General features: G+C 67.5%; 15 protein-coding genes. 12 read left to right on the forward strand and 3 right to left on the reverse strand.

The annotated features are described in order from the left end of the window. The first annotated feature begins 4 nt into the window (after positions 1 to 4). Genes CFB82_RS21435 through CFB82_RS21445 form a run of 3 tightly spaced genes read left to right on the forward strand, consistent with a single transcriptional unit; the run spans position 5 to position 2,702 of the window. Complete coding sequence (locus tag CFB82_RS21435) at positions 5 to 493, forward strand: thioesterase family protein (protein WP_089485185.1); 489 nt, start codon at positions 5 to 7, stop codon at positions 491 to 493. Between the two features lie 33 nt (positions 494 to 526). Beyond that, the gene (locus tag CFB82_RS21440; RefSeq protein ID WP_089485186.1) at positions 527 to 1,483 is read left to right on the forward strand and encodes an alpha/beta hydrolase; all 957 of its coding nucleotides are present in this window, start codon (positions 527 to 529) and stop codon (positions 1,481 to 1,483) included. A gap of 22 nt (positions 1,484 to 1,505) precedes the next feature. Beyond that, positions 1,506 to 2,702: a TauD/TfdA family dioxygenase gene (locus CFB82_RS21445; protein ID WP_089485187.1), complete on the forward strand. Its 1,197-nt coding sequence runs from the start codon at positions 1,506 to 1,508 to the stop codon at positions 2,700 to 2,702. A 199-nt stretch (positions 2,703 to 2,901) separates the two neighbouring features. Here CFB82_RS21445 and CFB82_RS21450 read toward each other — a convergent pair whose 3' ends face one another. The 3 genes from CFB82_RS21450 to CFB82_RS21460 form a co-directional block, all read right to left on the reverse strand. Next, positions 2,902 to 3,198 carry a DUF4148 domain-containing protein gene (locus CFB82_RS21450; RefSeq protein WP_039366237.1) on the reverse strand — a complete coding sequence of 99 codons (297 nt, stop codon included), beginning with the start codon at positions 3,196 to 3,198 and terminating at the stop codon, positions 2,902 to 2,904. A 214-nt stretch (positions 3,199 to 3,412) separates the two neighbouring features. Further along, positions 3,413 to 4,399 (reverse strand): oxidoreductase, encoded by a 987-nt coding sequence (locus CFB82_RS21455; RefSeq protein WP_089485188.1) that lies wholly within the window; start codon positions 4,397 to 4,399, stop codon positions 3,413 to 3,415. Positions 4,400 to 4,566: 167 nt separating this feature from the next. Continuing rightward, a complete protein-coding gene (locus tag CFB82_RS21460) occupies positions 4,567 to 4,857 on the reverse strand; it encodes a DUF3331 domain-containing protein (RefSeq protein ID WP_039366241.1) in 291 nt (96 codons plus the stop codon). Between the two features lie 664 nt (positions 4,858 to 5,521). On the opposite strand from CFB82_RS21460, the gene CFB82_RS21465 reads away from it, so the two are divergent. From CFB82_RS21465 to CFB82_RS21505, 9 genes are all read left to right on the forward strand, one after another. Further along, positions 5,522 to 6,286, forward strand: coding sequence for an SDR family oxidoreductase (locus CFB82_RS21465; RefSeq protein WP_089485189.1), 765 nt, complete (start codon positions 5,522 to 5,524; stop codon positions 6,284 to 6,286). A gap of 55 nt (positions 6,287 to 6,341) precedes the next feature. Beyond that, positions 6,342 to 7,184: an ureidoglycolate lyase gene (locus CFB82_RS21470; protein WP_089485190.1), complete on the forward strand. Its 843-nt coding sequence runs from the start codon at positions 6,342 to 6,344 to the stop codon at positions 7,182 to 7,184. A gap of 23 nt (positions 7,185 to 7,207) precedes the next feature. After that, a complete protein-coding gene (locus tag CFB82_RS21475; RefSeq protein WP_089448193.1) occupies positions 7,208 to 8,485 on the forward strand; it encodes an L-fuconate dehydratase in 1,278 nt (425 codons plus the stop codon). 43 nt (positions 8,486 to 8,528) lie between these two features. Next, positions 8,529 to 9,305, forward strand: coding sequence for an SDR family oxidoreductase (locus CFB82_RS21480; protein ID WP_089485191.1), 777 nt, complete (start codon positions 8,529 to 8,531; stop codon positions 9,303 to 9,305). A 12-nt stretch (positions 9,306 to 9,317) separates the two neighbouring features. Continuing rightward, positions 9,318 to 10,856, forward strand: coding sequence for a sugar ABC transporter ATP-binding protein (locus CFB82_RS21485; RefSeq protein WP_089485192.1), 1,539 nt, complete (start codon positions 9,318 to 9,320; stop codon positions 10,854 to 10,856). A 27-nt stretch (positions 10,857 to 10,883) separates the two neighbouring features. Then, positions 10,884 to 11,921: an ABC transporter permease gene (locus CFB82_RS21490; RefSeq protein ID WP_089485193.1), complete on the forward strand. Its 1,038-nt coding sequence runs from the start codon at positions 10,884 to 10,886 to the stop codon at positions 11,919 to 11,921. Between the two features lie 97 nt (positions 11,922 to 12,018). Beyond that, positions 12,019 to 12,960, forward strand: coding sequence for an ABC transporter substrate-binding protein (locus CFB82_RS21495; RefSeq protein ID WP_089485194.1), 942 nt, complete (start codon positions 12,019 to 12,021; stop codon positions 12,958 to 12,960). A 60-nt stretch (positions 12,961 to 13,020) separates the two neighbouring features. Further along, positions 13,021 to 13,893 carry an amidohydrolase family protein gene (locus CFB82_RS21500; RefSeq protein ID WP_089485195.1) on the forward strand — a complete coding sequence of 291 codons (873 nt, stop codon included), beginning with the start codon at positions 13,021 to 13,023 and terminating at the stop codon, positions 13,891 to 13,893. A 190-nt stretch (positions 13,894 to 14,083) separates the two neighbouring features. Continuing rightward, entirely contained in the window at positions 14,084 to 14,848 is a 765-nt protein-coding gene (locus tag CFB82_RS21505) for a FadR/GntR family transcriptional regulator (protein ID WP_089485196.1), read from the forward strand. The last annotated feature ends 44 nt before the right edge of the window (positions 14,849 to 14,892 follow it).

Consider the following 14,892-nt stretch of genomic DNA (forward strand, 5'->3'; position numbering starts at 1 on the left):
GACGATGACCGGCGATACCCCGCTGACGATTTACCGCGACGTGGTGCGGCCCGAATGGGTCGACTACAACGGCCACCTGCGCGATGCGTTCTATCTGTTGATCTTCAGCTTCGCGACCGATGCGCTGCTGGACCGCATCGGCCTCGACGACGCCGCACGTCGCGAGCGGGGGCGCTCGGTCTACACGCTCGAAGCGCACGTGAACTACCTGCACGAGATCAAGGAGGGCACGCCGGTGCGCGTCGACGCACGCGTGCTCGCACACGACGCGAAGCGGCTGCACCTGTATCTCGAGCTGTTCGCGGCCGGGCACGACGATGCGGTATCGGCGAGCGAGCAGATGCTGCTGCACGTCGATACACGCGACGGTGCGAAATCGGCGCCGTTCGACGACGACGTGGCCGCACGCGTGGCCGAGCTGCATGCGTTGCAGCGCGATTGCGCGGCGCCCGCGTACGCGGGCCGCGTGATCGGGCTGCCGCCGCGCCGCTAGCCGGCGCGAACCTTCGACCTCGGAGCGCACACGATGCTCGAACCGGAAATCGCGACGTTCGTTGCCGCCGTCGACGCGTGGTATCCGGCCGATGCGGCGGCGCGTTCGCCCGCCGAGCAGCGTCGCCTCTACGACCGCTTCGCGGCCGAATGGACGCCAGCCGCGCTGCCGGCCGGCATCGTGCAGCAGGACGCCGTCTGGCATGCCGCCGACGGCCGTGCGATCGCGCTGCGGCGTTACACGTCCGCGCACCGCACGCCACGCGGCACGGTGCTGTTCTTTCATGGCGGCGGCTTCGTCGTCGGCTCGCTCGACAGTCACGCGCTGATCACCGCGCAACTGGCGGCCGATACGGGGCTCGACGTGATCGCGGTCGACTACCGGCTGGCGCCCGAGCATCGCGCGCCGGCCGCGCTTGAAGATTGCCTGGAGGTCACGCTTGCCGCGCGCGATGCGCGCTGGCCGTTCGGTCCGTGCGCGCATCCGCTGACGCTCGCGGGCGACAGTGCGGGCGGCATGCTCGCGGCGGCCGTGGCCACGGCGCTGCGCGATGCGGGCGAATGCGGTGTCGACGGCATCGCGCTCGTCTATCCGATGCTCGGGTTCGAACCGCAATCGCCCGCGCGCGAAACGGAAGCACACGCGCCGATGCTGACGCTCGACGACGTCCATCGCTATCGCGCGTTGTACTGGGAAGGCGGCTTGCTCGATGCGCTGGGAGACGGCAACCCGCTGCTGCGTGCGTCGGTGCCGCTCGCGGCGGCGCGTTTCGACGGCCTGCCGCCCGTGCTCGCGATCGGCGCGGAACACGATCCGCTGCGCGACGACGCGCGCGTGTATGTCGAACGGATTCGCGCGGCCGGCGGGGCCGCGCACTACTGGATGGGAGAAGGGTTGGTGCACGGCTGCTGGCGCGCGCTCGGAACGAGCCCGCAGGCGGCGCGGCTGCACCGGACGGTCGGCGGGTTTCTGCTCGCACCACACGCGTAGCGGGCGTTTCCAGGAGGCAACGATGCAGGCAGCGCAACACCGTATCGAGGACTGGCGGACGTTTTCGGCCGACGCGGCCATTGCGGCGGCGACGATTGGCGACGGCGCGGTGGACGTCGAATGGAGCGACACGCGACGATCGCCGTTTCATTTCGACTGGCTGCGCGACAACTGCGCGTGTTCCGCATGCGTGCATGCCGTCACGCGTGAACAGGTGTTCGAGATCGCCGATGCGCGCGAGGATCTCTCCGCGCTGACGGTGCACGTCGAAACCGACGGCGCGCTGCATGTCGAGTGGAATGACGGACATCGCAGCGCGTGGTCGCCGGGCTGGTTGCGCGCGCATGCATACGACGACGAGTCGCGCGCGGAGCGTCAGGCCGCGCACGGGCGGCACGTGTGGGCCGGTGACGATGCGACGGCCATCGGCGTGTTCGCGTGGCGCGACGTGATGGCGGACGACGGAGCATTGCTCGCGTGGCTCGCCGCGTTGCAACGCACGGGGCTGACGCTCGTCGAAGGCGTGCCGGCCGAGCGTGGCCGTGTCGACGAGATCGCACGCCGCATCGGCCTGATCCGCGAGAGCAATTTCGGCGTGCTGTTCGACGTCGAATCGAAACCGCGCCCGGACAGCAACGCGTATACGTCGCTGAACCTGCCGCCGCATACGGACCTGCCGACCCGCGAGTTGCAGCCGGGCGTGCAGTTCCTGCATTGCCTCGCGAACGACGCGACCGGCGGCGACAGCGTATTCCTCGACGGCTTCGCGCTGGCCGATGCGCTGCGGTGCGAGCATCCGGCCGATTTCGAACAACTCGCGGTGACGCCGTTCGAGTTCTGGAACAAGAGTGCGAACAGCGACTACCGCTGCTCGGCGCCGGTGATCGGGCTCGACGCGCGCGGCAACGTGACGGAGGTGCGCGTCGCGAATTTCCTGCGCGGGCCGCTCGATGCGCCGGCCGGCTCGGTCGCGGCCGTCTATCGCGCGTACCGGCGATTTCTCGCGCTGGCGCGCGAGCCGCGCTTTCGCGTGCAGCGCCGGCTGCGGGCGGGCGACATGTGGGCGTTCGACAACCGGCGCGTGCTGCATGCGCGCACCGAGTTCGATCCGTCTACCGGCCGCCGGCACCTGCAGGGCTGCTACATCGATCGCGACGAACTGCTGTCGCGGTGGCGCGTGCTGTCGCGTTCGACGCCTGCCGTGGCCGCGCCGCGCTGACGGGCGCGCGCGGCTTCATCCTGCTCGCACGCATCCCTCGCAGATGAAAAAGCGCCCGGACGCCAGGCGCCCGGGCGAAGCCACCCGTTGCCGGACGGCGGAGGTATGCGTTTCATAAAAAAGGACGAGCCCCGCAAGGGGGCTCGTCCGGATATTGCTTCATCGCGCGACGCGCGGCGCCCGCCAAGGGCGCATCGGCTTACTGGCCGAAGAAGATCGAGTCGCGAGCGTTCGACGATGCAGCCGGGGCGCCCGAGTGGACGGCCGGAGCCGGTTGTGCGCCGTAGCCGCTGGTGTCGGCACCATGAACACGCGCTTCGGCGCTCTGGATGTCGTTCGGGTAGTACGGGCTCGACACGCCCGGCTTGTAGCCGGCTTGTTCGAGCTGGACCAGTTCGTTGCGCACTTGAGCGCGGGTCACGGTGCTTTGAGCGAATGCGCCGAACGAAGCGGACAGGGCGGCAGCGGCAACGACTGCGGAAACGAGCGATTTCATGATGACCTCCGGTGTTTTATTGAGTTCGCTCTCGACACCATGTCTTAAGCAATTGATCAAATCTTAGTCATCGGAGGGTTGAGGGTAAACGCTGATTTTGACGATAAATTGTTTCCTGGGTGGTAACAGTGGCGCGTCGAATCAGGCTTTCAACCGGCTTTCTTTTCGGTTGGTGCAACGAGTAGGGCGAATGTTGCGACGGCCGACGCGCGGTTCAGCGCACCTCGGCCGCCGTGTCGAACGGCCGGCCCGGCGAACGTCCGGCCGGTGCGCCCGAACTGAGGAAACGCACGCCCGTCGCGGCTTCCGAGGCTTCCCACAACAGCGCCGCGGAGGCCACGTCGCGCGCCGCGCGTGGCACGCTCGCGGGCGCCGGCAGCCCGCGCGACTCGAACCAGCCGGACGGCCCGATGTACGCGCCGCCGGCGAGATCGGGCGAGGTTGCCGCATGAATCGCGGGCAGCGCGCCCTGGTCGGCCGGCTGGGCGAGATAACGGTTCGCGGCGCGCATCAGCGCCGCACGGGCCGGCGAGCTGTCCATTGCCGGGCCCGCGAACTGCAGGTTGGTCGCCGCGTAGCCCGGGTGCGCGGCCACGCTGATCCCGGCGAACGCCGCGCGCTCGAAACGGCGCTGCAGCTCGATCGCGAACACGAGATTGGCAAGCTTGCTGTCGCAATAGGCGAGATAACGGTTGTAGCGGTGCTCGGCGCGCAGGTCGTCGACGCGGATCCGGCCGCCGCGGTTGAGGCCGCTCGACATCGTCACGACCCGCGCGCGACGTGCGGCGCGCAGTGCGGGCAGCAGATGGCCGGTGAGCGCGAAATGGCCGAGGTGGTTGGTGCCGAACTGCATCTCGAAGCCGTCGTGCGTATGACGCAGCGGCAGGAACATCACGCCGGCGTTGTTGCAGAGGATATCGACGCGCCCATGGCGTTCGGCCACCTCGGCCGCGAAGCGTGCGATCGACGCGAGATCGGCGAGGTCGAGCGCATCGACTTCGACGCGGGCATCGGGATGGAGCCGGCGGATCGCGTCGGCCGCCTGCGCGGCGCGGGCCGCGTCGCGGCAGCCCATCACGACCGTCGCGCCTTTCGCGGCCAGCGTTTCCGCCAGCTGCCAGCCGAGCCCGCTGTTGGCGCCGGTCACGACCGCGACCTTGCCGCCTTGCGCCGGGACGTGGCGCGCGCTCCATGCATGCATGTCTGCCTCCATCGGCGCGGCCGGGCGGCCGCGGCGCGTAATCATTACATTGAGTGGTGTAACGATAGTGCGCGCGGGCGTGGCAGACAAGCGGGGGAACTAGACCGGCGCTTCTAGGGCCGGCGCATCGTGAGGCGCCGCGTGCCGTGATGCGCGGCCGGCAGGATTTACCTGCCGCCGGCCAGCGCGAGCACTTCGGCGGCGGAGATCATCGCGGCTGCATTCGCGGGTGCCGGGCGTTCGGCCGGGCGGAAGACTTCGTCGCCGCGGTGGATCACCTGGCGCGACAGCGCGCAGGTGCCGGTGCGTTGCGCGAAGCGGCGGCGCCAGCGCTGTTCACCGTAGTGACAGCGGCCGGGCTCGACCCAGCGGACGACGAGCAGCGTATCGGAACGTTCGAGGATTTCGACGTGAACGTCGGCGGGATCGAGCGCAGGCAGGGATTTGGAGGCCTTCATTTGCCGTTTCCTAAAGCTCGTGCGGTTCGGTCATGGCAGTGGATGTCACTACCCGATGGCGAATCCGTAGCGGTTTCCATGAGTGGTGCGCTAAATGTAAGCGTCTGTGACCGGAAAAAACATCCTGTCTGGCTCAAATTACCTTTTGCCGATTTAGAAACAATCCAAGCTTATTTTCTTGGAAACCACAGACAAAAACGCCCCGGACGTGAAGCCCGGGGCGGAAAATCGGCCTGCGCGCCGTGTCTGCTCGCCCAGTCACGGAGCCCATCGCCGGGGGACGGAGGTGCCCGCAGGGATCGAACGCGGGCGGGGTGGCGATGGACCGGATGCGCAGTCCGGTACGTCATGATGGCGCGCGCATCCCGTTGAGACCCTGACGTGAACATGACTTTTTCGTCAGTTTGGCGGGATGTCGTGCCAGGACGTGTGCCGTCATCCCGCCCGAAGGCACGCCGATATTGAGGTTGCGCGGCCCCCCGGACAGGCGCTCCGAGCGCCGTCGAATGCCAAATCCTTGCTCGAACGCCCGATTTCCCCACCCGGGTAAATACTGAATCCCGATTCCGTGACAAACGCGGAATCACTTCCTATGATTGGCTGGACCTTTAGTCCTTTGTGCCAATTCGGCCGACGGGTGGCCGGCTTTTCGGGAGAGGTGCTCATGAGATTGCAGGGCAAACGCGCGCTGGTGACGGCGGCCGGGCAGGGCATCGGCCGCGCGACCGCGCTGCGGTTCGCGAGCGAGGGCGCCGACGTGCTGGCGACCGACATCAACGAAGCTGCGCTCGTGCGGCTCGAGGCCGACGTCGAGCGTGCCGGCGGCCGGCTGGCCACCCGTCGGCTCGACGTGACCGATGCGCGGGACATCGCGGCGCTTGCCGCGAGCGAACGCGCATTCGACGTGCTGTTCAACTGCGCGGGCTTCGTGCACCACGGCTCGATCCTCGACTGCGACGACGAAGCATGGGCGTTCTCGCTGAACCTGAACGTCACGTCGATGTACCGGCTGATCCGCGCGCTGCTGCCCGCGATGCTCGAAGCCGGCGGCGCGTCGATCATCAACATGGCGTCGGCCGCGTCGAGTGTGAAGGGCGTGCCCAACCGCTTCGTGTACGGCACGACCAAGGCGGCCGTGATCGGCCTGACCAAGGCGGTGGCCGCCGATTTCGTCGAGCGGGGCATCCGCTGCAACGCAATTTGCCCGGGCACGATCGAATCGCCGTCGCTGGAACAGCGGATCGCGGACCAGGCGCGCATGCGCCACGTGTCGACCGACGAGGTGCGCCAGGCGTTCGTCGCGCGCCAGCCGATCGGACGCATCGGCAGCGCGGAGGAAGTGGCCGCGCTCGCGCTGTACCTCGCGTCCGACGAAGCGTCGTTTACGACCGGCGCGATCCACCTGATCGACGGCGGCTGGTCAAACTGACCGTGTCGAACTAACCGCGCCCTCCCATTCACTTTCCGTATCGGCTCAACACGACATGAAACTGCTGAGATTTGGCGACAAACACCATGAAAAGCCGGGCCTGCTCGATGCGCAGGGCCATATCCGCGACCTGTCCGGCGTGATCGACGACATCGCCGGCGACGTGCTGGCGCCGGCATCGCTCGCGCGGCTGCGCGACATTCCGCCGTCGTCGCTGCCGCTGGTCGAAGGCACGCCGCGGCTCGGCGCGTGCGTGGGCCGCGTCGGCAAGTTCATCTGCATCGGCCTCAACTACTCCGACCACGCGGCCGAATCGGGAATGGAAGTCCCGAAGGAGCCCGTCGTGTTCGGCAAGTGGACGAGCGCGATCTCGGGGCCGAACGACGACGTCGAGATTCCGCGCGGCTCGGAGAAGACCGACTGGGAAGTCGAGCTCGGCGTGGTCACTGGCCAGGGCGGCCGCTACATCGCGGAAGCCGACGCGCTGTCGCACGTCGCCGGCTATTGCGTCGTGAACGACGTGTCGGAGCGCGAATTCCAGCTCGAACGCGGCGGCACGTGGGACAAGGGCAAGGGCAACGACACGTTCGGGCCGCTCGGCCCGTGGCTCGTAACGGCCGACGAAGTGCCCGATCCGCACGCGCTGCGGCTGTGGCTCGACGTCGACGGCCATCGCTACCAGAACGGCACGACCGCGACGATGGTGTTCCGCGTGCCGCACCTGATCAGCTACCTGAGCCGCTTCATGAGCCTGCAGCCGGGCGACGTGATCTCGACCGGCACGCCGCCGGGTGTCGGCCTCGGGCAGAAGCCGCCCGTCTATCTGCGCGCCGGACAGGTGATCACGCTCGGCATCGACGGGCTCGGCGAGCAACGCCAGCGCACCGTGCAGGCCTGATTTCCTTTAACGGACGGTTCGCCATGCCTATCATTCGATCGATGCGCGTCCTCGACGTGCGCTTCCCGACTTCGCGCCAGCTCGACGGCTCCGATGCGATGAACCCGGACCCCGATTATTCGGCGGCCTACGTCGTGCTCGAAACCGACCATGACGGGCTCGAAGGTCACGGGCTCACGTTCACCATCGGACGCGGCAACGAAATCTGCTGCGCGGCGATCGACGCGATGCGTCACCTCGTCGTCGGCCTCGACCTCGACTGGATCCGCGAAGACATGGGCCGCTTCTGGCGGCACGTGACGTCGGACAGCCAACTGCGCTGGATCGGCCCCGACAAGGGCGCGATCCACCTGGCGACGGGCGCGGTCGTCAACGCGGTGTGGGATCTATGGGCGAAGGCCGAACGCAAGCCGCTGTGGCGGCTCGTGGCCGACATGAGCCCCGAGGAACTGGTGCGCGCGATCGACTTCCGCTACCTGACCGACTGCCTGACGCCGGACGAAGCGCTCGACCTGCTGCGCCGCCAGGCGCCCGGCAAGGCCGACCGGATCGCGCTGCTCGAGCGCGACGGCTACCCTTGCTACACGACGTCGGCCGGCTGGCTCGGCTACAGCGACGACAAGCTGCGGCGGCTGTGCCGCGAAGCCGTCGAAGCCGGGTTCGAGTACGTGAAGCTGAAGGTCGGCGCGAACCTGGAGAACGACATTCGCCGCGTGACGATCGCACGCGAGGTGATCGGCCCGGACCGCAAGCTGATGATCGACGCGAACCAGGTGTGGGAAGTGGACGAGGCGATCGACTGGGTGCGCGAGCTGGCGTTCGCGCGGCCGTGGTTCATCGAGGAGCCGACCAGCCCCGACGACGTCGAAGGGCATCGCAAGATCCGCAAGGCGATCGCGCCCGTGCAGGTCGCGACCGGCGAGATGTGCCAGAACCGCGTGCTGTTCAAGCAGTTCATCGCGCGCGGTGCGATCGACGTCGTGCAGATCGATGCGTGCCGGCTCGGCGGTGTGAACGAGATTCTCGCGGTGATGCTGATGGCCGCGAAGTACGGGCTGCCCGTGTGCCCGCATGCGGGCGGCGTCGGGTTGTGCGAGTACGTGCAGCATCTGTCGATGATCGATTACATCTGCATTGCCGGCACGAAGGAAGGGCGCGTGACGGAGTACGTCGATCACCTGCACGAGCATTTCGTCGAACCGTGCGTCGTGCGCGGCGCGGCGTACATGCCGCCGACGGCGCCCGGTTTCTCGATCGAGATGAAGCCCGAATCGCTGGAGCAGTACCGGTTCCGCGGCTGACACGCGTCGAGCGTGCCGACAACATGAACGACGGAGACGCGAAGTGGATCTGAATCTGCAACACAAGGTCGTGATCGTGACCGGCGGCGCGTCGGGCATCGGCGCCGCGATCTCGATGCGGCTGGCCGAAGAAGGCGCGATTCCGGTGGTGTTCGCGCGCCACGCGCCCGACGACGCATTCTGGCGCGCACTCGTGCAGAAGCAGCCGCAAGCCGCGTGCATCTCGGTCGAATTGCAGGACGATGCGCAGTGCCGCGATGCCGTTGCGGAAACGGTCACGCGCTTCGGCCGACTCGACGGCCTGGTCAACAACGCGGGCGTCAACGACAGCATCGGGCTCGATGCCGGACGCGACGCATTCGTCGCGTCGCTCGAACGCAACCTGATCCACTACTACGTGATGGCGCACTACTGCGTGCCGCACCTGAAGGCGTCGCGCGGCGCGATCGTCAATATTTCGTCGAAGACGGCCGTCACCGGGCAGGGCAACACGAGCGGCTATTGCGCATCGAAGGGCGCACAGCTTGCGTTGACGCGCGAATGGGCCGTCGCGTTGCGTGACGACGGCGTGCGCGTGAACGCGGTGATTCCGGCCGAGGTGATGACGCCGCTCTATCAGAACTGGATCGCCGGCTTCGACGACCCGCAAGCGAAGGTCGCGGAAATTGCCGGCAAGGTGCCGCTCGGCCAACGCTTCACGACGGCCGACGAAATCGCCGATACGGCCGTGTTCCTGCTGTCGGCGCGCGCATCGCACACGACGGGCCAGTGGCTGTTCGTCGACGGCGGCTATACGCATCTCGACCGTGCGATCAGCTGAGGGCGGCGATCCATGCAACCGGACTTGAACCCGAACGCCGCGCTGCCGTTGATCGCATTGACCGGCATCGGCAAGCGCTTCCCGGGCGTGCAGGCGCTCGACGATTGCCGTTTCGACCTGCGTGCCGGCGAAGTGCATGCGCTGATGGGCGAGAACGGCGCCGGCAAGTCGACGCTGATGAAGATCCTGGCGGGCGTCTACCAGCGCGACGACGGCGAGATCCGGATGGACGGCCGCGCGGTGGAGATCGCCGATCCGCGCGCCGCGCAGGCGCTCGGGATCGGCATCATCCATCAGGAACTGAACCTGATGAACCACCTGAGCGTCGCGCAGAACATCTTCATCGGCCGCGAGCCGCGCGGCCGCTTCGGCGTGTTCGTCGACGAAGCGGCACTCAACCGCGACGCGGCCGCGATCTTCGCGCGGATGCGGCTCGATCTCGACCCGCGTACGCCGGTCGGCCGGCTCACGGTGGCGAAGCAGCAGATGGTCGAGATCGCGAAGGCGCTGTCGTTCGACTCGCGCGTGCTGATCATGGACGAGCCGACCGCCGCGCTCAACAACGCGGAGATCGCCGAGCTGTTCCGCATCATCCGCGATTTGCGCACGCACGGTGTCGGCATCGTCTACATCTCGCACAAGATGGACGAACTGCGCCAGATCGCCGATCGCGTGACCGTGATGCGCGACGGCAAGTACGTGGCGACCGTGCCGATGGCGGACACGTCGATGGACACGATCATCGCGATGATGGTCGGCCGCCAGCTCGCGACCGAATTCCGCACGCCGCCCGATACGTCCGCGAACGACGTCGCACTCGAAGTGCGCGGGCTGTCGCGCGGCCGCGCGATCCGCGATGTCGGCTTCACACTGCGGCGCGGCGAGATTCTCGGCTTCGCCGGGTTGATGGGCGCAGGCCGCACCGAGGTCGCGCGCGCGGTGTTCGGCGCGGACCCGGTCGATGCGGGCGAGATCCGCGTGAACGGCAGGGCCGTGACGATCCGCACGCCGGCCGATGCGGTGAAGTACGGCATCGGCTACCTGTCCGAGGATCGCAAGCATTTCGGGCTCGCGGTCGGGATGGACGTGCAGAACAACATCGCGCTGTCGAGCATGCGCCGCTTCGTGCGCCGCGGCGTGTTCCTCGACGCGCGTGCGTTGCGCGACACCGCGCAGTCGTACGTGCGGCAGCTCGCGATCCGCACGCCGTCGGTCGCGCAGCCGGCGCGGCTGCTGTCAGGCGGCAACCAGCAGAAGATCGTGATCGCGAAGTGGCTGCTGCGCGACTGCGACATCCTGTTCTTCGACGAACCGACGCGCGGGATCGACGTCGGCGCGAAAAGCGAGATCTACAAGCTGCTCGACGCGCTCGCCGCCGACGGCAAGGCGATCGTGATGATCTCGTCGGAGTTGCCCGAGGTGCTGCGCATGAGCCACCGGATTCTCGTGATGTGCGAAGGACGCGTGACCGGCGAATTGCGCGCGGCCGAGGCCACGCAGGAAAAGATCATGCAGCTCGCGACGCAGCGCGAGTCGACCGTATTGTCCTGAATCAGACGCCGAGACGCTTACCCGATCATGTCCAACGATACGCATCCCGTTCCGCCTCTCGCTTCCGGCGACGCGCCGGCCGGCGCATCGAGCCTGAAGTCGCGCTTCTTCAACCCGGCCGCGCGGCAGAAGCTGCTTGCGTTCGCGAGCCTCGTGCTGCTGATCGTGTTCTTCAGCTTCGCGTCGCCGAACTTCCTCGAAGTCGACAACCTCGTCGCGATCCTGCAGGCCACCGCGGTAAACGGCGTGCTGGCCGTCGCCTGTACCTACGTGATCATCACGTCGGGCATCGACCTGTCGGTCGGCACGCTGATGACGTTCTGCGCGGTGATGGCCGGCGTCGTGCTGACGAAGTGGGGCATGCCGCTGCCGCTCGGGATCCTGGCCGCGCTGTGCTTCGGCGCGCTGTCGGGCAGCGTGTCGGGCTTCGTGATCGCGAAGATGAAGGTGCCGCCGTTCATCGCGACGCTCGGCATGATGATGCTGCTCAAGGGGCTGTCGCTCGTGATCTCGGGCACGCGGCCGATCTACTTCAACGACACGCCGGGCTTCACGTCGATCGCGCAGGATTCGCTGATCGGCAACCTGATTCCGGCGCTGCCGATTCCGAACGCGGTGCTGATCCTGTTCCTCGTCGCGGTCGGCGCGTCGATCGTGCTGAACCGCACGATCTTCGGCCGCTACACGTTCGCGCTCGGCAGCAACGAGGAAGCGCTGCGGCTGTCGGGCGTCAACGTCGATGCGTGGAAGATCGCGGTCTACACGTTCAGCGGCGCGGTGTGCGGGATCGCCGGGCTGCTGATCGCGTCGCGGCTGAATTCCGCGCAGCCCGCGCTCGGGCAGGGCTACGAGCTCGATGCGATCGCGGCCGTGGTGATCGGCGGCACGTCGCTGTCGGGCGGCGCGGGCAGCATCGTCGGCACCATCATCGGCGCGTTCATCATGAGCGTGCTGACGAACGGCCTGCGCATCATGTCGGTCGCGCAGGAATGGCAGACGGTCGTGACGGGCGTGATCATCATCCTCGCCGTCTACGTCGACATCCTGCGCCGGCGGCGCCGCTGACGGTCGCATTCATGCAGGCATGTGCTTCATCGCCGGTTCCGGCCGGCGTCCCAGTCGTTCCAGTCGGTTGAGTCGATACGAAAAAAGGAGACGCGAAGTGATCAGGAGCAAGGTGTTGAACGCGATCGTCGGGCTGACGTTCGCCGTCGGCGTCACGACCGGCGCGCAGGCGCAGGAAACCTACATCCCGCTGATCTCGAAGGGCTTCCAGCATCAGTTCTGGCAGGCCGTGAAAGCGGGCGCGATGCAGGCCGCGAAGGACTACAAGGTGAGGGTGACGTTCGACGGGCCGGAGACCGAGGCGATGGTCGACAAGCAGATCGACATGCTGTCGGCCGCGATCGCGAAGAAGCCGGCCGCGCTCGGCTTCGCGGCGCTCGACAGCAAGGCCGCGCTGCCGCTCCTGAAGAAGGCGCAGGCCGAGAAGATCCCGGTGATCGCGTTCGACTCGGGCGTGGACAGCGACATCCCGGTGACGACGGCCGCGACCAACAACAAGGCCGCCGCGTCGCTCGCCGCCGACAAGCTCGCCGCGCTGATCGGCGATGAAGGCGAGGTGGCCGTGGTCGCGCACGACCAGACGAGCCGCACCGGCATCGATCGCCGCGACGGCTTCCTCGAACGGATGAAGTCGGCGCACCCGAAGGTGCAGGTCGTGACCGTGCAGTACGGCGAAGGCGACCAGCTGAAGTCGACCGAGGTGACGAAGTCGATCCTGCAGGCGTATCCGAAGCTCAAGGGGCTGTTCGGCACCAACGAAGGCTCGGCGATCGGTGTGGTCAACGGCGTGCGCGAGATGAAGCGCAAGGTCGTGATCGTCGGGTACGATTCCGGCAAGCAGCAGAAGGACGCGATCCGCAGCGGGCTGATGGCCGGCGCGATCACGCAGAACCCGGTCGGGATCGGCTACAAGACGGTCGAGGCGGCCGTAAAGGCGATCAAGGGCGAGAAGCTGCCGAAGGTCATCGATACCGGCTTCTACTGGTACGACAAGACCAATATCGACGATCCGAAGATCACGGCGGTGTTGTACGACTGAACGTTGCGTCGAGCGGCGGCGGCGCGCGCCGCCGCCGCGGCGACCGGACACGAGGGCATCATGGGTGCAGCGCGTATCGATTCCCATCAGCACTTCTGGCGCTATCGCGCCGCCGATTATCCGTGGATCGGCGCCGGGATGGGGGTGCTCGCGCGCGACTACCTGCCCGACGCGCTATGGCCGCTGATGCATGCGCAGGCGATCGGCGCGTCGATCGCGGTGCAGGCGCGCGCCGGGCGCGACGAGACGGCGTTCCTGCTCGATCTCGCACGCGACGATGCGCGCATCGCGGCGGTGGTCGGCTGGGAGGATCTCGCCGCGCCGCAGCTCGCGGATCGCATTGCCGAATGGCGCAGCCCGAAGCTGCGCGGGTTCCGTCACCAGGTACAGGACGAAGCCGATGCCGGCGCGTTCGTCGCGGAGCCGGGCTTCAACCGCGGCATCGCGTGGCTGCAGGCGAACGGCTATGTGTACGACGTGCTCGTGTTCGAGCGCCAGTTGCGGGACGTGTGGGCGTTTTGTGCGCGGCACGACGTGCACTGGCTCGTGCTCGATCACGTCGGCAAGCCCGCGCTCGCCGACTTCGAGCGCGACGACACGGCGCTCGCGCGCTGGCGTGCCGCGTTGCGCGAGCTGGGCGCGCTGCCGCATGTCGTGTGCAAGCTGTCGGGGCTCGTGACCGAGGCCGACTGGAAGCGCGGGCTGCGCGGGAAGGACGTCCGGCGCATCGAGCAGTGTCTCGACGCGGCACTCGACGCGTTCGGCCCGCAGCGGCTGATGTTCGGGTCGGACTGGCCCGTGTGCCTGCTGGCCGCGTCGTATGACGAAGTTGCGTCGATCATCGAGCGCTGGGCCGAATCGCGGCTGTCGGCGGCCGAGCGCAACGCGCTGTGGGGCGGCACCGCCGCGCGTTGCTACGCGGTGCCGACGTGAACGCGCGGGCGTATGCGTTGGAACGTGGCTTCGTCGGACGAATGGCAACGGGTGCCGCGGTGTGTCGATGGTTGCGGTCGCATCGATGCTTCACCCGATGCCCGGGGCCGAACCTTTAGAATATGCGCAAACGGTTGCGTGCGATGCGCGCGCGGCCGTCCGGAACGAAACCGATCACCAGTCCCGACGTATGTCCATCCAGCCGATTCAGAACCGCCGTCTCTACCAGCAGATCGCCGACAAGCTCAGTGCGATGATCGAGTCCGGCGATTTTCCGCCGGGCAGCTACCTGCCGCCCGAGCGCGAACTGGCCGAACAGTTCGGTGTGTCGCGCACCTCGGTGCGCGAGGCGCTGATCGCGCTCGAAGTGAGCGGGCTCGTGAGCGTGCGCGTCGGCGACGGCGTGAAGGTGCGCCACCCCGAAACGGCTGCCCCCGAGCCCACGCCTGTCCCTGTGGAAAAGGCCGCGCCGTTCACGATCGTCGAGATCGATCCCGAACTCGGCATCGCACTCGACCTCGATACCGAAATCCCGCCGTTCGCGTTGCTGCAGGCGCGCCGTCTGATCGAGCCTGAAGCGGCGTCGCTGGCTGCGAAGCACGGGTCGGACGAGCAGATCGAAGGAATCCACGAGGCGTTCCTGCGCAACCAGGCAGACAACCTCAGCGGCTCGCTCACGCATCCGGGCGACCGGCTGTTTCACATCCGCATCGCGGAAGCGAGCGACAACGCCGCGTATGCGCTGATGATCAAGCAGCTGCTCGCGCACAAGTACGACCCGATGTTCCAGCGGCTGCAGTCGCTGTACATGCCGAACGACATGCCGCACCGGTCGGAACTCGAACACCGCGCGATCCTCGATGCGATCCGCGCACGCGACCCGGATGCCGCGCGCCGCGCGATGGCCGAGCATCTGGACGAAGTGATTCGCATCTTCGGTCGCGCGCTCGATTGAGCGCGCGTCGAAGCGTGATCGGTTGAGCGCGCGTCGAAGCGTGA

Origin of the sequence: Burkholderia sp. HI2714, assembly GCF_002223085.1 — a bacterium.
Taxonomy (GTDB): domain Bacteria; phylum Pseudomonadota; class Gammaproteobacteria; order Burkholderiales; family Burkholderiaceae; genus Burkholderia; species Burkholderia lata_D.